Annotated in this window: 20 protein-coding genes; 7 read left to right on the top strand and 13 right to left on the bottom strand. The window is 46.8% G+C overall.

Annotated features, from left to right (window positions below; genetic code table 11):
• Positions 1-244 precede the first annotated feature (244 nt).
• Positions 245-886 (top strand): tetratricopeptide repeat protein, encoded by a 642-nt coding sequence (locus tag L0665_RS03950; RefSeq protein ID WP_274924409.1) that lies wholly within the window; start codon positions 245-247, stop codon positions 884-886.
• A gap of 198 nt (positions 887-1,084) precedes the next feature.
• Positions 1,085-1,270, top strand: a complete 186-nt coding sequence (locus L0665_RS03945; protein ID WP_274924408.1) for a type II toxin-antitoxin system HicB family antitoxin — start codon at positions 1,085-1,087, stop codon at positions 1,268-1,270.
• Between the two features lie 91 nt (positions 1,271-1,361).
• On the opposite strand, the gene L0665_RS03940 is transcribed toward L0665_RS03945, so the two are convergent.
• The 4 genes from L0665_RS03940 to L0665_RS03925 form a co-directional block, all read right to left on the bottom strand.
• The gene (locus L0665_RS03940; RefSeq protein WP_274924407.1) at positions 1,362-1,973 is read right to left on the bottom strand and encodes a BatD family protein; all 612 of its coding nucleotides are present in this window, start codon (positions 1,971-1,973) and stop codon (positions 1,362-1,364) included.
• A gap of 842 nt (positions 1,974-2,815) precedes the next feature.
• Positions 2,816-3,232, bottom strand: a complete 417-nt coding sequence (locus tag L0665_RS03935) for a hypothetical protein (protein WP_274924406.1) — start codon at positions 3,230-3,232, stop codon at positions 2,816-2,818.
• A 15-nt stretch (positions 3,233-3,247) separates the two neighbouring features.
• The gene (locus tag L0665_RS03930) at positions 3,248-3,775 is read right to left on the bottom strand and encodes a helix-turn-helix domain-containing protein (RefSeq protein ID WP_274924405.1); all 528 of its coding nucleotides are present in this window, start codon (positions 3,773-3,775) and stop codon (positions 3,248-3,250) included.
• Positions 3,776-3,909: 134 nt separating this feature from the next.
• Complete coding sequence (locus tag L0665_RS03925) at positions 3,910-4,194, bottom strand: hypothetical protein (RefSeq protein ID WP_274924404.1); 285 nt, start codon at positions 4,192-4,194, stop codon at positions 3,910-3,912.
• Positions 4,195-5,075: 881 nt separating this feature from the next.
• On the opposite strand from L0665_RS03925, the gene L0665_RS03920 reads away from it, so the two are divergent.
• Entirely contained in the window at positions 5,076-5,315 is a 240-nt protein-coding gene (locus tag L0665_RS03920) for a DUF2769 domain-containing protein (RefSeq protein ID WP_338036412.1), read from the top strand.
• A gap of 110 nt (positions 5,316-5,425) precedes the next feature.
• A complete protein-coding gene (locus L0665_RS03915) occupies positions 5,426-5,572 on the top strand; it encodes a hypothetical protein (protein WP_274924402.1) in 147 nt (48 codons plus the stop codon).
• Positions 5,573-5,609: 37 nt separating this feature from the next.
• On the opposite strand, the gene L0665_RS03910 is transcribed toward L0665_RS03915, so the two are convergent.
• The 4 genes from L0665_RS03910 to L0665_RS03895 form a co-directional block, all read right to left on the bottom strand.
• The gene (locus L0665_RS03910) at positions 5,610-6,089 is read right to left on the bottom strand and encodes a hypothetical protein (protein ID WP_274924401.1); all 480 of its coding nucleotides are present in this window, start codon (positions 6,087-6,089) and stop codon (positions 5,610-5,612) included.
• A gap of 501 nt (positions 6,090-6,590) precedes the next feature.
• On the bottom strand, positions 6,591-7,199 hold the full coding sequence (locus tag L0665_RS03905) for an RloB family protein (protein WP_274924400.1): 609 nt from the start codon (positions 7,197-7,199) through the stop codon (positions 6,591-6,593).
• Positions 7,200-7,202: 3 nt separating this feature from the next.
• Complete coding sequence (locus L0665_RS03900) at positions 7,203-8,462, bottom strand: AAA family ATPase (RefSeq protein ID WP_274924399.1); 1,260 nt, start codon at positions 8,460-8,462, stop codon at positions 7,203-7,205.
• A gap of 594 nt (positions 8,463-9,056) precedes the next feature.
• The gene (locus L0665_RS03895) at positions 9,057-9,560 is read right to left on the bottom strand and encodes a hypothetical protein (RefSeq protein ID WP_274924398.1); all 504 of its coding nucleotides are present in this window, start codon (positions 9,558-9,560) and stop codon (positions 9,057-9,059) included.
• A 496-nt stretch (positions 9,561-10,056) separates the two neighbouring features.
• On the opposite strand from L0665_RS03895, the gene L0665_RS03890 reads away from it, so the two are divergent.
• Together L0665_RS03890 and L0665_RS03885 are read left to right on the top strand one after the other, a co-directional pair.
• The gene (locus L0665_RS03890) at positions 10,057-10,326 is read left to right on the top strand and encodes a hypothetical protein (RefSeq protein WP_274924397.1); all 270 of its coding nucleotides are present in this window, start codon (positions 10,057-10,059) and stop codon (positions 10,324-10,326) included.
• A 164-nt stretch (positions 10,327-10,490) separates the two neighbouring features.
• Positions 10,491-10,883: a Fic family protein gene (locus L0665_RS03885; protein ID WP_274924396.1), complete on the top strand. Its 393-nt coding sequence runs from the start codon at positions 10,491-10,493 to the stop codon at positions 10,881-10,883.
• Here the strand turns inward: L0665_RS03885 and L0665_RS03880 are convergent.
• Positions 10,880-11,152, bottom strand: a complete 273-nt coding sequence (locus L0665_RS03880; protein WP_274924395.1) for a hypothetical protein — start codon at positions 11,150-11,152, stop codon at positions 10,880-10,882. The genes L0665_RS03885 and L0665_RS03880 overlap by 4 nt on opposite strands.
• A gap of 113 nt (positions 11,153-11,265) precedes the next feature.
• Here L0665_RS03880 and L0665_RS03875 point away from each other — a divergent pair, with 113 nt between their 5' ends.
• A complete protein-coding gene (locus L0665_RS03875) occupies positions 11,266-12,510 on the top strand; it encodes an ORC1-type DNA replication protein (RefSeq protein ID WP_274924394.1) in 1,245 nt (414 codons plus the stop codon).
• Positions 12,511-12,554: 44 nt separating this feature from the next.
• On the opposite strand, the gene L0665_RS03870 is transcribed toward L0665_RS03875, so the two are convergent.
• Genes L0665_RS03870 through L0665_RS03855 form a run of 4 tightly spaced genes read right to left on the bottom strand, consistent with a single transcriptional unit; the run spans position 12,555 to position 16,321 of the window.
• Complete coding sequence (locus L0665_RS03870) at positions 12,555-15,455, bottom strand: hypothetical protein (protein WP_274924393.1); 2,901 nt, start codon at positions 15,453-15,455, stop codon at positions 12,555-12,557.
• Positions 15,452-15,808 carry a hypothetical protein gene (locus tag L0665_RS03865; protein WP_274924392.1) on the bottom strand — a complete coding sequence of 119 codons (357 nt, stop codon included), beginning with the start codon at positions 15,806-15,808 and terminating at the stop codon, positions 15,452-15,454. The genes L0665_RS03870 and L0665_RS03865 overlap by 4 nt, the downstream gene beginning before the upstream one ends.
• On the bottom strand, positions 15,798-16,196 hold the full coding sequence (locus L0665_RS03860) for a hypothetical protein (protein WP_274924391.1): 399 nt from the start codon (positions 16,194-16,196) through the stop codon (positions 15,798-15,800). Before L0665_RS03860 ends, L0665_RS03865 begins: the two co-directional genes overlap by 11 nt.
• Positions 16,184-16,321, bottom strand: coding sequence for a hypothetical protein (locus L0665_RS03855; protein ID WP_274924390.1), 138 nt, complete (start codon positions 16,319-16,321; stop codon positions 16,184-16,186). Before L0665_RS03855 ends, L0665_RS03860 begins: the two co-directional genes overlap by 13 nt.
• Positions 16,322-16,360: the final 39 nt, after the last annotated feature.

The following is a 16,360-nucleotide window of genomic DNA, read 5'->3' as shown; positions in this document are numbered from 1 at the left end:
TTCCCTCCATTCCCTTCGACATCCATTCACACGGATACATGCTCTTCTTCCTGCAAAGCAGCTCACCCCCACGTTTCAGCCATTCGACGGACGCCGTTCGAAACGTTTCAATCCACCAGTTATGCACATTTTTGGAGAGAGGAGAGAGATGATGAGAGAGATGGTGAGGGGGATACATTTTTGACCATACCACTCAGTTTATCTGCACCATCGTTGAGAAAATAGCTATCCGGAGTGATAGTGCATGGTGACGATAACAGTCAGTGAATATTTCGAAGAGGGCGGTGCGGATGAATATGCGACACTTCGTGTGGAGTCGGATGCCTTCTGCCCGGATTTCACAGCGGTTCTGGCCGAAATCCGGTCTGAGACACAATGGGTCACGGTCGTCCCCGCAGGCGATGACGCCATCTCTGTGCGTATTGCAGCGTCGAAAATCCGCTCGCCACGGGTGAGACAGGAGCTCGAAGGGATCATCACATCCCTGTCCAGGCGTGAGGAGAGCCAGCGACGATCGGGCGAGTCTGTCCACGAGAACAACCGGGTGCTCGACCATCTGGTGATATCCCTGAGTGATGACGGGACGGACAGGGCAGACAGAACGGATAGAACAGACAGGAAGGACGGAAAGGACGACATCTCTGTGGTATCCCGGATGATGAGCAGCGGGGCCGAAGTCCCGAAGGGCCACAAGTGGTATGACACGGCCATCGCGAAAAACCCGAATGACGCAATGGCCTGGAACGCAAAAGGCGAGGCGATGGCTGCGGCCGGACGCACGAGTGAGGCAAAGGAATGCTTCACCCTTGCTGTGGAGATTGACCCGGCGTATACGGACGCGAAGTATAACCTGAACCATGTGGGGGGGATGGGAAGGGTTGGGTAAACAGGGACTGGTCACCGGTCACTGCACGGGACTTCCGAGGATCCCCGCCGGGAGGATATCCATTCATCACCTTGCATTTCACGAATAAAAGCACGAATACGTAATAATGCGCACGAAAGACCAATACATCCACCCAAAACACAGCACTGCCCGCCACCTTCCGAATACGTATCATCTCCGCAGGTACATATGCAGATTATGAAGACAGCCCGCAGATTTACGGTCATCATTGAACAGGATGAAGATGGCATATATGTGGCTGAAATTCCTCAGATTCCCGGATGCCACACCCAGGCAGGAGATGTGCCAACACTCATGGAACGAACAGAAGAGGCAGCTGAACTGTGTGTCTTGAACCATGTGAGGGATCGGGTAAGTATGTGATACTATCTCTATCCGGGAAACAATGAGAATAGATCTCTATACAGGCCTTTGAGGGCAAAAGAGAGGGTAATGAAATAAAAATTTAAAATAATTATGGTCTCTTCATCAGGATGGCCATCATGGTTATGATCCCGATAATTGCGGCAATTCCTTCAAAACCCGGTGATTCTGTTGCAATAGGCTCATCGGTTGGCTCATCAGTTGGTTCATCGGTTACTGGTGCCACCACCTCGACCCATGGATTCGTTGAACTGATTGTCTGATAGGTGCCGTTCTGGTCCGCGAACCGGGCGGTGGCCGCGTCCAGGGTGAATATTCCGGCATTTGTTGACTGGGCGGTGTACTGAATCCCTATGGTCTCTCCGGGTTCGAGTGCTGAATACGCGGCCTGTGTCTCTCCCCTTCTCAATTCAAAGTTTGCTGGGACGGTATCGACGATTTCAATGTCTGAGAGTGCGGTCTGACCGCTGTTTCTGATGATCACCGTGATGGTGACTATTTGATTCTGGTTGATGGTTTGGGGATTAACCGATTTGCTCAGGACGGCGCCAACCAGTGGTTGTGTTTCTGAGGGGGGAGGAGTGGCAATTGAGTTGATTTCATCCGATGGTTCATAGGGAATGCTTTGTTCCTCAGCTGCGGCACACGGATACACAAATAATGCAACCAAAAGAATCGATAAAAGAATACTTATTTTTTTCATACGTCATCCTCATTGGGAGTCGTATCTGCTGAAGAATTGAATTATGGTAGCATTACGGATGGAGATTTGATTTGGTGATTTGATCAATTGATGATCATGATTTATGATGCATCATTTGATGATTTGATGATTTGGTGATTTGATCAATTGATGATCATGATTTATGATGCATCATTTGATGATTTGATGATTTGGTGACTTATTACTGACTCCGGTAATATATGGTAGGAATATCAGGCGATATAATTTGTGTCTTGAAGTTTTTCCACGCAGTTATCTGTGATTGACTCGTAGGTTCGTTCATGCACTGTTTATGATGATTTTGCAATTGTTCCAACCATTCAGAGTATGATACCTCCAGAAACTCCTATATTTGACTTATGTAACCGCAGGGAAGTGTCATATAAAATTCCTGAATGAGTGAATAAAGTAAGTTTTCATGGATAACAAAGTGTGTAGTGTAATTGTTTAATATCCTTTTTTAAAGAAATGGGTGTTATTCTGGATTTACTTCTCAAATATTGGACTTTTATCTGTATTCATTCATATTTGGATCTTGATTCTGTTTATAGAATGAAATGTGGTGGATTCGGGATGACGATTGCATAAATCACATATCAAACAAGCCTGCAGCCCGGAAACATGCATCCACACAGACGGGCGGAGGGTGTCAAAGCCGTCCGTTCCTTTATTCGGCAAGGACGCATCAATAGAGCCATGCCAATTTAGGCATGGAAACAGCCCCCTTTGAACTGCCAAACGCAAAAATCGCGCATTTTACTCTCATCTCAGTTCGAAAACCACAAAAAAAGTGTAATTCAGTCCTATCGTATATTATCTCTCTAAAAATTCAGGAGGCCCTTTTCCCGTAAATAGTTGCCCGGGCCTGTGAGTGAGTACATTGTTGTCAGGATTTGTTCCAGCGGCACGAGGATGGACGTTTCAGATTCAAATGCATCTGCAAGCATTCGCAGACCGTCCTGAATCCGTTCGAAATGAACTGGCTCAAGTTTTACTGTAGAATCTCCTGAACGGACGCGTTTGAAACGATCCATGATCCCGTTGTATGCAGTATTTAAGATGCAATCTGCCATGAGATAATCCTCAGTGAATGAGTACCTAAATGTCCGACTGGTAATCCCATATGCAGCAGAAAAATAGTATATCTTCTTCTCAACACTCTCTTCTTTTCTCATGGCCACCTCTATGCGCCGCAATTCTGTGACCAGCTCTTTTCTGAAGAAATCATCTTTTGACATGCAGTTATACATCCTCTATTGGTATATTCGATTGAAATTTGTTTCAGACTCACTTGCCGTTGCACAAGGTGGGACAGAAAGCCATGAGTCAGCCCCATTGTTTTCACAACAATATCCCTGAGAAAATTCAGGATTGGAAAGGCCCTGATCCTGCCCGTTTGAAAAACGTGCCCATACATCTTCTGTCGATGATTCGGGGGTTACCGGGACATTTCGTGCAGTGTGCTGATGGACATAGGTACGTATTTCCTGGATTTTTTCTTCACCAAGCATACGTTCAATCAATGAATTGTTCATACTGTCAATTGACTGAACTATTGGGGAATCTGGATTTATTGAGTATTGTGATATCCTGGTGTTGCTGGCATTCAGGATGCCCCATTCTACAAACTTCCTGACAACCTTGCCTGTCGTAACACGACTGACTCCTGCCTCTTCGGACAATTCAGTAACATTAAATTCAATCCCCTCAAGAGGCAGCAGGAATTCAAGGAGTCGCATTTCACAGGTATTACCAAATACCCCTTCAAAAGGTCTGGCCACTTTTCACATCTCCAAAGGTTCAATAAATTAGTTAATTTGATATCTACATAACCGGTCCATACGTTGGAAAACCGGTATGAAGTGAATAATAGTATTGTCACATGTGATAAAAATATTTTGCATTGCATCACTAGCTAATGAAATCCTTTTATGAATCCATGTTCCTGCAATGCCAATACAGCCATTGGAATATTTGATATATAATATTTTACTTCCTTCTTTTTGATTGTAGTAATATACCCCTCATTGTGCAATTTCTTAATTGCATCTTTTAGTGTGAGATATTCACGCCCTGGAAACTTTTTCCCATATAAATTTTTGAGTTTTTGAGAATGATATCCCTTATCTGAGCTTAAATTTCTGTTTTTATAAAATATATTCAGGATGAACAGCATTTCTTCAGAAAGTTCGTCTGACATGAGAGTCAATAGAAAATTGGAAAAAATACTATAAATAGATGTTAGCATGTGACCTGAATATAAAGTAAATCTATATTAAGGCAGTAAATAGTAAATAAAAATCAAATTGGCAGCTATATCATACTTAATTCGGATATATCTAATTATAAACGGGAGCACATTCAGAATGATTATTGTGCGACTTAAATGAGTGAATATTGTGGAATTTAAATACCGGGAATTTATGATAGAGGAATTACATGCAGAATATATGGGGGTGCCGGAGTGGTGCAAGAGCAAAAAAACGTCATCTCAGTCTTCTCAGAAATTCATCATGGGTGCGACCTGCTAAATACTAATTTGATATAATTTAGTATTTCATGAGTATTTCAATCGTGATCGAGGGTAATGGAAAGTTCCCTGATTTTTGTGGTTGGGTCAGATGACCTCCCATGCTGTATCACCCGGTATCCGGATGGTTCCGTTTCATGTTTTTCGGAATCAGAAATCGAATTCATTACCCCCTCAAGAGTGTGCGAGAGCATACAAATATTATTCAACATAATTTTTTGTTGCACAATGTATTACGAACTGTAATTTATTCATTATTTGTCTCATCAGATATACCATTGTTCATCTCAGCCGAAACGCATGAATCCGGTTCTTTTTACCCTTACGACTGGATGGGGGAATGTCGCTTTAAAAAGAATGTACTCTCCCTGAAGGGTGAAAAATACCTGCGCAGGTTAACCCTGAAGGCCTGCCTGGTAATCATTATCCATACGCTCTGTGATGGGAAAATGGCAAAAATAATGTTTGAAAATTTCAGGCCGTGGAAATCCTTATAATATACAAAAGATATATCCTGCCCCGTACTGGTATGATAGAATTGGGGGGTAGACATGGCACTAAATATTACTACATTGGAGGAGGTGCTCGGCATGTGTATTTGCATGACGTGTCCGAGCTGGGTCAATTGCGGAGAGAAGGGTGGATACTGTGCTGCTGCGATTGGAAAGAGTACATGCATCCATGAGGAAAAAGGGTGTCTCTGTCGCAGTTGCCCGGCATTCAAAAATGCAGGATTGAAACACACCGGTTTTTGCACAAAAGGTTCCGAAAATGAGCAATTAAAGATGTGATGCCCTGTCGGATATTTAAGGGTACTACCATTTTGTCCGGGACAATATTCATTTTAACGTGCATTTCTCATTTGTTCTCTCTCTAAGTTAAAAAAAAACGGGGCGTTTGGATGTCATTTCGGGCATACTACGTTTCGCAGACACTCACCAGCTGTACTTTCGAATGGTTCACCGCTGCCCGGTCACCGCAGACATCACACCTTCCGGGTGACACTGATGGCCGGCGAAAGGGCGTATGGCCAAAGGATATCGGGTAAGGCCAGAATGGAACCGGGCCCCCCCTTTTGTTCACCGTTATACTTCCTTCGATGCTTTCAGATAGCGCACAATATTCGATCGCACACTGCATTTCCCTAATTCGGGACATATGTCGGAAATGACAATCAGTCCCTGTGATGGCACAATTCCCCAGAAAACAAATGCACCTGATAGTACGCTGCCGCCCATGCCGACCATATAGAGCGGTTCAGTTATTATTTCACGGTTTTCATCATAGAAACGGGCATGGATTCCCTCACCCTTGCGCCACATGCCAAACAGTTGCCGAAGAGTAAGCGCTGAGCTGGACCGGGTATACGCACTCCCAACCATGGCCGTTGAAAATTGTTCATCCAGAATGGGGTCTTCAAGGTTTTCGGTAAACACATCCCAGTGATCGAGGATAAAGGAAAGGTCCCTGATTTTTGTGGTTGGGTCAGATGATCCCCCATGCTGTATCACCCGGTATTTTGATGGTTCCGTTTCATGTTTTTCGGAATCAGAAATCGAATTCATTATTCCCTAATAGTGTGCGAGACTATAATAATATTACCCAAAATAATGTTTTGTTGTGCAATATATCACCTTTGGTAATATATCCTTCTTTGTCTTACCAGATGTATCATCAAATGTATCATTGTTCATCTCAGCTGTAATCGTCTGAATCCGGTTTTTTTGCCCTGCGGCATTCAATAACCGGCTGAAAAAACCCGCTGACATAGAGCCTGGTTTGGCATCCTGCCAATGGAGTAGTTTATGGCCCGAAAATTTCCAAAAAAAGGGGATAATTGAAAGTTCGGTTAAATTTGTGGGTAAAATGCACGTTCAATTTTATGAATGCCAGTGTCATCTGAAATCTAAGCCCAAAAATGAGGAGAATTTTGGGAAATATTTTTTCAAATACCTGGAACTGCCAAATTCTATTTTTCACTGTAATTTGAGGAATTTGAGTGAAGTGGAAACCTTAGGCTGAATGGATGTATTGGAATCAATTCGGGTTAGACTGAATTGATTCGTTTAGATTGCATTGATGTATGATACCAGTTTATCCACATTCGTGTAGGGGTTAACAGAAACACCGTACAAATCCTCCACCCCTTCATTTTCATGAAACTGTCTGAGCCTTTCTGCATGTGAAATCGCATTCATCTCCCTGCTCTTCAGAGATGGATATATTCTTTCAACATTAGGTTTTTCGTAACCTCTTTCATACTCTCTTAATTTTTTAATCGGCTCTTTATTTTGCAGACTTCCCTGGTGGTAATCATAATGTAACAGGAACCAAAATTCAAAGTCAGGATTGGATATGATCAGATCCATTTTACCCGGCTTTTCTTTCAACGCCTTTTTGATGTCCAAATCAGCTGCACAGTCCATATCAATGACGCAAAAAATTCTGTCGTTTTGTTTTATGGTCCACCCTTTTTTTTGGAGATATCTTTTGGCATACGTAACGATTCCTGCAGCACTCTTTTGGTTTGCATGGACGGGTTCTATTTTGATATTTCTGTTTTCATTCAGATCTAATTTCTTGCATCTGAAGTAGTTGATTTCTGTTTGGCCATCGCTGAAGATTACCACCAGAGGTCTTAATGGAATATTTTTGGACTTTCTTACTCTTCCCATCCTCTAGATCCTCCCGTCAAAGATATCGGGAAGACCTCCATAACGTCCGGTAAAATATCCCTTCTCAATAGATTTGTCAACTCTGTCTTCATAATCAAAGAGGGAATAGAGATTTGTATTCTTATTTTTCTTATTCTTCTCCGTAAACCAGATCTGTTCCCTTCGAAAGAAATCCGATGCAAGTATCCGGGTATTATGCGTCGTTACAATGAGTTGAGAATTTGCAATATTGTTGTTTTCATCATGGAATATTTTCAGAAGATACATAATCAGATCCGGATGAAGTCTGGTATCAAACTCGTCAATTACGAGAATACGCTGATGGTTTTCAAGTGCATCCAGAATGATTCCCAGCATATTGAAAAAGACGTTCGTTCCGGCAGATTCAAACTCTTCAAATTCTTTTATGATATTCGTTCCGTCATCTCTTTTATGCACACTCTTAAGCTCGGTTCTGACAATTTTCCCCTCACTCAAAGGTTTACCTGTCTGTTTCTCAATTAATTGTACAATATTATCCGGGATCTCTGATTTATCCATCTTGATTACATTTCCTGAGACGTCAGATATATCAAAATCAGCGTATTTCAAAATAGTAAGTACTTTTTCTTTGTTCTCAACAGATTTATTCATATATTCGATGGTATATGTATCTTCGATCTCAGATATCCGCCCAAAATAGTTCAGGTTAATATTGAACCACTCAAAGACCTCTCCAAATGGTTTGTACTCATTGTTGGCCTTGGACAAAAAGAGCACATTCTCTCCTGTGTGCTTAAAAAGTCCCATTAATTCATCTTCATCGACAAAGGCCTCTAACGTGTCCCTGTTGCGTTTGTAAATGAATTTTTGGTCTTTCCTTTTAATGTAGCTCAATTCTTCTGAAATGATTTCGTTTGCATTGTACGAAAAGGAATACCGGTATTCAGTCCTGCCACTGATAAAATTGATCTCAAATAATGTGGGTTTCGCCTCGTATTCTGCAATGAGAACAAACGGAAAATATGGGAGTTTGTCCCCGCGATTGAGATTTTTTGATGATAATACCAGAAATTTGATCAGATCGAGTGCCCGGATCTGATTGGTCTTTCCTGAGGCATTTGCGCCATATATAATACAACTTTTCAGGAGTTTTGTGATGCCAGGAATTCCCTTCACTTTAATGAGATTATATGCCTTTTTCCTCTCTTTTGAGGTTAACATGCTAAGTGTTGTTTTCTCAGCGACAGAACGGAAATTTTCAACACTGTATTCTATAAGCATACATTGTATACCTCTCCTGAATGATATATATGTTTTGATTCTACGAAATTTTCGTAGAATATATTATCTGGTTAGGGGGTAACATATGTGACCTACGTTTGCCACTTCATTCAAATTTCTCAAATTGTGGCGAAATAGAATTTGACAGTTACAAATTTTTGGAAAAATAATCCCAAAATACATATAATTGTTCCCACAAATGCGTCCATATAGTCCCTTAAACGCACCTAATGACTGGAAAAACACATCCACACAGACGCCCGGAGCGGGCCTTACTCACCCGGAGACATGCTGCACATCCTCCCAAAATGTAGACGAATGAAACCTGTTCTATAGACCACAGTAATTCGTAATTTTGGCAAATACACTGCATTACAGTCGTATTTCCCTGCACCAAAAAGGGGCATAAAAAAACGCTCAGTTTCCACCTTATTTCCCGCAATACTGGTTCAAAACAGGGGGGAGGCAATACCCCTGTTTCTGGTATTTGCCCTAGTGTCTCAGGAGATGTCCGGAGGTTCCATGAACGGAATGAAAATCAAAAAATTTGGGAGAACCCAGCTGAGTTCAGTTCAGCCAGGTTCATCCCGAGGTTCAGCCGAGTTCCGGCTTCCCGTCGGCCCATGTCTCAACCGCTTCCCGGATAGCATCGTCCGTATAGGAGGAGATGCGGACCTTGGTGCGGGAGATCGTCACATAGTAGGTCTCGCTGTTCGCGTCGTGGCACTTCAGTTTGCAGGAGAAGGTGTCCTTTGCGTTGTCACGGGACTGGGTTCCGCCAATAGCGGTGGCAAGATCGTCGTCTGCCATCACATGGCTGGCAGCGGTCCCGAATGCCGTGACCGTTGCGACCTGGATGGAGACATCGCCTATGGTGTCGGCTTCGAGGTTTTCGTATATGACCTTTGCATCATACGCTTCTTTGGAACGTACAACCGGGTCAATGGTCACCCCACTCTCGACGTACGAGGTACAGCCGAAGGGGTTGGTGTCGATGATGTCCTGCACGAGGGCATCGAAGATGGTGATATTTGCGATGGGGACGAGAAGGTCCCGCACCGCACTCTTGGTGTTGGTTGTCTGGATAAAGTCAGCCATTTTTGGCACTTCCTGCCAGCCGGTTCCCGGGGTTCGACTGACATATAAACATATTACTTCAGGTAATGTAAGTCTGCCTTTACAGAGGACCAAAATAAAATATTTTCCCATTATTTATGGAAAAAAACGGATGCTCCAGCCGCAAAATTGAGTGGGCGCAGATGGAAAATCCGGGTGGAAAATTCTCATGGAAAAAAGCAATTTTTCACCGTTTTTCAAACAGAGTGACACACCATTATGTCATATAATTTATCTGAAACAAAAATTGAGGATTAAATGTCGTGTAAATTTGCATGCAGAACGAACGCCGGATACTCCCCTGCCAGGAACATATTCTCCCGTATTCGTACCGAAAAAAGGAAGGAATTTTCCTCATCTCTGTATCCCTCTTTCACGGGTGGCAGGCACTGCCGAATAAATCTCATAAATTATTACTGTAAGTAATGCTTATCCCCCCTGAAAACATACCATACGGTACACAACAATGGGGATGATAATGATGAACATGACAGATGATCTGACAACGGAAATCATCGATATGAATACGAAGATCACCGAGACGCACCGCGATGTCAGGTGGATATGCCGGACGCTCGGGGAGATGAAAATGACAGATGCAGACTTCGAGGCCCGCATCCGAGATATGGAGGGGTGGCGGGCTGAGAGGGCCGGGGCAGAGAAGCGGACCGGTGGGCTTGTCGCGGGTTTGAGTGGGATTGTGGGAGCCCTTGCGGCGTGGGTGGTGCAGTGGCTGGGGGTGGGGTGAAGGATGGAACGTAAGAATGCCAGCATACCTGAAAAACAATTAACTGAATATTCAAATTGGAGGAATTTATCTGAATAATGATATAGGGCCATGAAATCCACCCTTCACTCAGCTAAATGCCATTTATTATCTATACTCAAAATAATGGATGAATAGTATCACGAATGTATTCCCTTACCGTTCAGAAGATTATTGAAATTCAGAGCTGGCTCATTCTTCAAAGCGTTCAGCAGGAAGACCACGGAATGGCTGGTCTCATACTCACTCCCGGAACACTTGAAAATCTTGTTTATTATGGGAATAATCTTCAGAATCCGCATGAAAGAGCAGCATGGATGCTTCATGGAATTGCAACACGTCATCCGTTTTATCAGGGGAATAAGAGAACAGCGCTTGCAGTGGCTGAGATGATTTTGATACTTAGTCCTGAGAATATGATAATCACTGCTGAAGATGATGCAATTTACCTATTTGTAATGGGGATTGCACGGTATTCGTATTCAATAGAAGACGTACAAGACTGGCTCATTCAAAATAGTGGAAATCTGGATGATTAGTCAGAGGCCAGACGTTCATAGGCCCGCCTGTGCTTATCCATTGAAAGTTCCATGGCTGCCTTTTCAATTTCAGACAGACCATCCTGTTCTTCTGACTTCATATAAGCATCAGCCTGAATTGGCGGAATTGGTTTTCCAACCGTAGATGAATCAGTGGATTCGAATGTCCCCGTGTTTGCAGCTTGGGACGCTGAACTGTTGGAACGGTATGGGCCAGGTGATTTCATCATCCCCTCTTCTTTATCTGAATCAATCACTCTTGAACACATGTTCATACCCTCCTTATTCATTTACGATAGCTTTCCAGCCTTGAGGGATAGGAGTTACGTTCATATTAATGTTCAGATCAGGCATGTGCACCCCGCCCATCCAAATAATGTTTATGAACCCTAATCCAGATTCCCTGTCAGGCCCGGGAATCAGAAAAGACTTCTCCTTTCACTTTCACCCCGCCCGGTCAACCAATATCATCCCCTCATCCAAACCCCTCAACATGTCGCATCACTACCTCATGAACCACCAGACACTCATCCGCGACGCTGAGGTCTTTGAATTCAATTATACACCTGACACAATCAAATACCGCGACCAGGAACTCCGGCAGCTCGCAGCAGCACTCAGTCCTGCCCTTCAGGGGGGAAGCCCCATCAACGCCAACCTCCGCGGGCCGCCCGGAACCGGGAAGACCACCTGCGTACGAAGGATCTTCAAAGAACTGGAGGAGACTATGACAGGCGTGATGACCGTTATTATCAACTGCGAAAGTGTGAACACCCCTTTTCGTGTCTTTACCGCCATTTTCAGGCGGCTCTTCGGTTATCAACCCTGCCTCTCCGGCATTGCTATTCAGCGGCTCACGGACCCCATCGCAGAGGAACTCATGAAACGGAAGATGGTTCTCATCGTCTGTCTTGATGACGCACATTACCTCACCCATAACGACCAGCTCGACCGTATCATTCGTTCCCTCGCCCGGATGTACGAAAACTATCCGGGCGTGAAGATTGGCATCGTCACCACCATCTGCGACTATACCCTTTGCCCCGCAATGGTCCACGTCCGGTCGGCCTACTCCGTCTGGCAGCCCATGGAGATCCCTTTCTCCCACTACCAGCGCAGGGAGGTGCGAACTATCCTGCAGGATCGCATCCGAATGGGTCTCTACCCCGGCGTGGTTCCATCCATTGTCCTCGGCCGCATCGTCGCCCTCACCGTGAAGGAAGGCGACCTCCGGCTCGGCATTGATCTTCTGAAGCATGCCGCCATCATCGCCGAAACGGATGCCCGGACGGTGGTAACAGAGGGGGATGTCACGAAGGCATATGATCTCGCCTGCGACATCCGCCAGACCAATCTCCTGCGTGCACTGAAACCAAACGAAGAGAGGCTGCTCTCCCATATTGCAATGATGAAACGGGAATGTCCGGCTGTGCCCCTTACCACCGGCGCACTCTATCACTCATTCAAAGCGAGCCGGAAGGTCCCCTATTCGTCCTTTTATTTCTGGCTTCGGCGACTCTATGAACTCCGGTTCATCGACCTGCATCAGCGGACCGTACGGGGGAACTCACGGGAGGTTGAGCTCCGGATTGAGCCAAAAGCGATGTACGAAATGTGCATATCATAAAAAAGAGCGTGAATTTTTCAGAATAATTATCCCGCTTTCTTTTATCATACCACCCCTTCACTCTTATTCCACTCCCGGACAAGCCGGGCATAACATTTCTCACATATCGCCGCCCGCTGTGCTTTTGACTGATACACTGCCCGCCCGTCACCACAGAGCGTGCAGTGCCCCAGAGAGACAGGCGAATGCTCAAAGTCCCGGTGATCGAGAATGCCGGGGAGGGGTGGTGTGGTTCCTGCCTGTCTTGTTTTCATCTTTTCAACCGTTTTCATCTCTTTACAATTTGATTTACATCCAAACAGATGGAGATGCATTGTTTTTTCTGGAATTGCCTGGCTATATGCCGTTTTGTCGGGTTCATTTTCATCACCACCAATATCAGAGACACACCCACTCCCGGACACCGGGGAAACAGGATTGTCGAATGATACTGGATTTGTATGAAAACATCCCGTACTATCTGTACATATATCTATACTACTATCTCTTTTAGAAGAATGAACGTCAGTATCTCCGCCATTTATCTTTTCATTTTTTGCCTTTTCTGTACGAAAACGTGATGAAAAGATGAAAACGTCATCTCCCCTGTCATCGCCGTCATCGCGATTATCATCATCAGAATTTCCATCCGTATCGTCGGGCTCCAGCCAGACATCCGACTGTCTCATCCAATCCCGGTATATGGCCACATCAAAGGAGAAATATTTCTCACGCCGTTTGATCTCCATTCCACTGAGCATCTCTGCCACTGTCGCATCAATGAAACTTACCGCAGGACATTTGTCAAGGATACCGGCGTAGGTTGCCCTTTTGGTGGTATAGCCATGAAGCAGCCGATACGTCGGTTGATACGAAAAGCCAAGGGCGTCCTGGAGCTGATGGATAGTAAAAACCTCCAAATTCATCTTCGCTATAGACTGAAGTGCCGCCGCTTCGTTTTTGGTCAGCTTCGTCTCCTGACCGCCCCCATCACCATTGATGGCAGTAAAGAGCTTCCGGGCATAGGCAAAGTCATCATGGGTGGCGATGAGTGTCCCGTCCGCATCCGTCTCCCGCTGGAAAAAGTGCAGCAGGGCGTGGCACTTAATCAAATCAAAGAGCATCGCCGGATTGCGCCGGTTCTGGATAGTGGAAAACGAGATGCGTTCTGCAAACGGAATTTTCACCCTCCTGACAGCACTTTTTAGTATCTCCCACATCGCCCGGCAGACATACACATCCGTATCATCAGTGGCAGAGCACAGAACACCGGTTTCGGATTTCTTCAGATGGTCAAGCACCGCCCTGTCCTGAGCTGCCGAGTCATCAATCCAGACCGTCAGCATCCGGTTCATCACCTGATCATCACCAATGCTCTCCACTTTTGCGAGCCACCAGACACAGCGTTCAGGTATGGTGCATACTTTCAGTTGGCGTTCGCGGGTGAGCGTCCGGTGCACTATGGGCTCCCGGAAGTTCGCCGTCGCCGACTTCAGAAGTTCCTGCATATCATCAGAGAGACCGATGTCATCGAAGAGGAGAACGGTGCCTGGCCGGAGGTCATCGTCATAGAAGAGTGCTTTATCCGATAATGTGCCTTTAATCCGGTATTCTTCAGGGAGGAGGTGGCCCATCGCATTGCAGGCATGTGTCTTGCCTTTGCCGGAGTTTCCGGAGATAGAGACGTGCAGCCCTGCGGTGTTTTCGACTGACTGGGAGGCAACGGACATCGCGAGACACTCGGCAACAGTCTGGTCACCGACGTGCTCCCGGTGGAAGACATCAAGGAGAAAGGCAAGGGGATCGCCTGTCTCAAGAATTTCCATGGCTCGTTTCCGGTGCTCCTCTGCATCTACAGCAGTGTCCGGAATGGGAGAGACGGGGGAGGGGTCATCTGTCGTGACCTCTTCATTGGTTGATGTATCCGTTCCTTTGGTTCCGGACCTTTTCTTCCCCCCGATCCTCTCTGGTTCATACATCCCCCGAAACTCCTGCCACCGTTGCGTCCCGCCGCCGCATGAGTCGTGATGGCATCCGGCAAAGAGGGCGCCGTTTGCAAACTGGATGGCAAACGCCCCGTCGGTGTGGGCGGTGGAGAAGGGACATTCGGCAAGGGAGAAGAGTGTGCCACCCTGCCAGGGCCGTTCGGTTTTAACAGCGATGGTGTTGTGGTCAAGCCACCACCGGAGGTCAAATGAACCCCGCCGCCGGCCTTTATCCACCTTTGGGGCAGACCGGGGAATACAATCGGCAAGGTCCCGGAGCATGTCATTCGGCACGACCTCAGGCTCTTTTGGGGCGGTGATAATCCGTGCCATCCGGTGGGGCCGCTCTGTGGTGTTGTCTCCCTTGCAGGCGGTCGTCCCGTAGCATTTCCAGATGCGGGCGGCGTTGAAGTTCGCGGTGTCGCAGTGGACTGTTTCGTCGGAGAAGAAGGCATCGAGGACCGCGAGGCACGCTTTTACGAGTTTGGTGGCTTCGTCGTCATTGGGGAGGTCTATTGCGTAGAGGAGATGTGCCCCGTTCCCGGAGTCCGCCGTGACCGGGGCGGGGAAGCCCTTCCCGGTGAGCCAGCGGGTGATCTCCTCTGCTCGTTTTAACGCGGCGATGTGCTCTTCTTCTGAGGCAGATACCCCGCTCGGCCGGACGGGGTCGAGGTCGATGGGGAACCACCGGCGGCGGACGATGTCCTTGTCTGCCGTGGTGGTGTCCGTCCGGGAGAGCCGCTGTTTGATGCGGTTCGCCCGCCGGGAGAGGAGCACCGGGTTCACTTCATTCAGGGTGACATACACCCCGTGGACATCGTTATAATTGTCAATCGCCGCCGCCCGGTCTGCCATCACATCGAAGTCGGTGAAGTAGCCGCTGTGCACCCCGCCGTCGCCCAGGGCCCGGAGTTCGACAACGGTGCCGTTGGAAAAGAGGAGAGAGAGGGCCCGTCTGATCTCTTCGGTGTCTGCGGTCATGCAAGGCCCCCTGCGAAGTCCGGCATGGTGGGGAAGAGCGGTGCAGAAACCGCATCCCCGCGGGCCACCTGCTGGAAGCTGGTGAAGGGTATCGTGAAGTAGCCCGCACGGGTCACGATAAGGATCGCCCGGCCGGAGGCGTGGACGGTGATGTGGCCGTCGATTACGGTGGTAATGAATACGGCGCCGTTGGAAGAGATGCCATCTTCTTCAATCCGGGTGAGGGGGATGCTCTGTCCATAGAAGAGCAGGGCGTGAATATCATCCCGGCCAAGGTAGTAGGTCTCCTCCGCGATGGTGACGGTGAGGGTTTCACCTCTCCCCTGGGCAAGCGTGCCGGGTTCAGGCTGCATCTTTGTCACCTGCTGTATCTGCCTTCTCTGTTTTCTTTGCTTTCCCTGCCTTCTCTGCCTTCTCTGTTTTCTTTGCTTTCTCTGCCTTCTCTACCTCATCTGCCTTCTTCCCCTGGGAACTGATCCGGGTCAGGGAAATCACATAGGCATGATGATGGGTCCGCCGGACGGTGATCCCGGCGATGTTCCCGCCGTGTGCGTGGATCTCTGAGGATATGGTCTGCGGGACAAGGTAGATGGGAATAGGGCCTGCGTGGAAGGTCTTGTCTGCAGCGTCCGTGGATTTTATATTTCCTGACGCTGATTGTTCATCGGCAGTTCCGTACATTCCACTGGTAGTGCGGGGGATTGTTGTGGGGCTGCCTTTTTGTTTTCCTACCGGTTGCATGCCTGCATCTCCCTATTGGGCTGATTCTGCCGGGTGTTCTTTCCTTCTGCATTCCATTTCTTCCAGACGAGCTTTGCAAGCGGGTCCGGGATGTGGTTGAGAACTTCCTGTTCTATTTCTCTCATGGAGATTTGCTCCTGTACACAAGTTTGTGCACAGAATGG

This window comes from Methanogenium marinum, from assembly GCF_028912405.1.
Lineage (GTDB): Archaea > Halobacteriota > Methanomicrobia > Methanomicrobiales > Methanomicrobiaceae > Methanogenium > Methanogenium marinum.
Note: the sequence above shows the minus strand (reverse complement) of the source record. Positions and strands in the feature narration are given on the sequence as shown.

Excerpts from the sequence above, each read along its gene's own strand:
- L0665_RS03910 (WP_274924401.1), bottom strand. The coding sequence starts at position 6,089 with ATGAATTCGATTTCTGATTCCGAAAAACATGAAACGGAACCATCAAAA.
- L0665_RS03915 (WP_274924402.1), top strand. The coding sequence starts at position 5,426 with ATGTCATTTCGGGCATACTACGTTTCGCAGACACTCACCAGCTGTACT.
- L0665_RS03945 (WP_274924408.1), top strand. The coding sequence starts at position 1,085 with ATGAAGACAGCCCGCAGATTTACGGTCATCATTGAACAGGATGAAGAT.
- L0665_RS03880 (WP_274924395.1), bottom strand. The coding sequence starts at position 11,152 with ATGTGTTCAAGAGTGATTGATTCAGATAAAGAAGAGGGGATGATGAAA.
- L0665_RS03925 (WP_274924404.1), bottom strand. The coding sequence starts at position 4,194 with ATGTCAGACGAACTTTCTGAAGAAATGCTGTTCATCCTGAATATATTT.
- L0665_RS03905 (WP_274924400.1), bottom strand. The coding sequence starts at position 7,199 with ATGGGAAGAGTAAGAAAGTCCAAAAATATTCCATTAAGACCTCTGGTG.
- L0665_RS03940 (WP_274924407.1), bottom strand. The coding sequence starts at position 1,973 with ATGAAAAAAATAAGTATTCTTTTATCGATTCTTTTGGTTGCATTATTT.
- L0665_RS03900 (WP_274924399.1), bottom strand. The coding sequence starts at position 8,462 with ATGCTTATAGAATACAGTGTTGAAAATTTCCGTTCTGTCGCTGAGAAA.
- L0665_RS03890 (WP_274924397.1), top strand. The coding sequence starts at position 10,057 with ATGATGAACATGACAGATGATCTGACAACGGAAATCATCGATATGAAT.
- L0665_RS03935 (WP_274924406.1), bottom strand. The coding sequence starts at position 3,232 with ATGTCAAAAGATGATTTCTTCAGAAAAGAGCTGGTCACAGAATTGCGG.
- L0665_RS03920 (WP_338036412.1), top strand. The coding sequence starts at position 5,076 with ATGGCACTAAATATTACTACATTGGAGGAGGTGCTCGGCATGTGTATT.
- L0665_RS03860 (WP_274924391.1), bottom strand. The coding sequence starts at position 16,196 with ATGCAACCGGTAGGAAAACAAAAAGGCAGCCCCACAACAATCCCCCGC.
- L0665_RS03875 (WP_274924394.1), top strand. The coding sequence starts at position 11,266 with ATGAACCCTAATCCAGATTCCCTGTCAGGCCCGGGAATCAGAAAAGAC.
- L0665_RS03895 (WP_274924398.1), bottom strand. The coding sequence starts at position 9,560 with ATGGCTGACTTTATCCAGACAACCAACACCAAGAGTGCGGTGCGGGAC.
- L0665_RS03870 (WP_274924393.1), bottom strand. The coding sequence starts at position 15,455 with ATGACCGCAGACACCGAAGAGATCAGACGGGCCCTCTCTCTCCTCTTT.
- L0665_RS03950 (WP_274924409.1), top strand. The coding sequence starts at position 245 with ATGGTGACGATAACAGTCAGTGAATATTTCGAAGAGGGCGGTGCGGAT.
- L0665_RS03855 (WP_274924390.1), bottom strand. The coding sequence starts at position 16,321 with ATGAGAGAAATAGAACAGGAAGTTCTCAACCACATCCCGGACCCGCTT.
- L0665_RS03885 (WP_274924396.1), top strand. The coding sequence starts at position 10,491 with ATGTATTCCCTTACCGTTCAGAAGATTATTGAAATTCAGAGCTGGCTC.
- L0665_RS03865 (WP_274924392.1), bottom strand. The coding sequence starts at position 15,808 with ATGCAGCCTGAACCCGGCACGCTTGCCCAGGGGAGAGGTGAAACCCTC.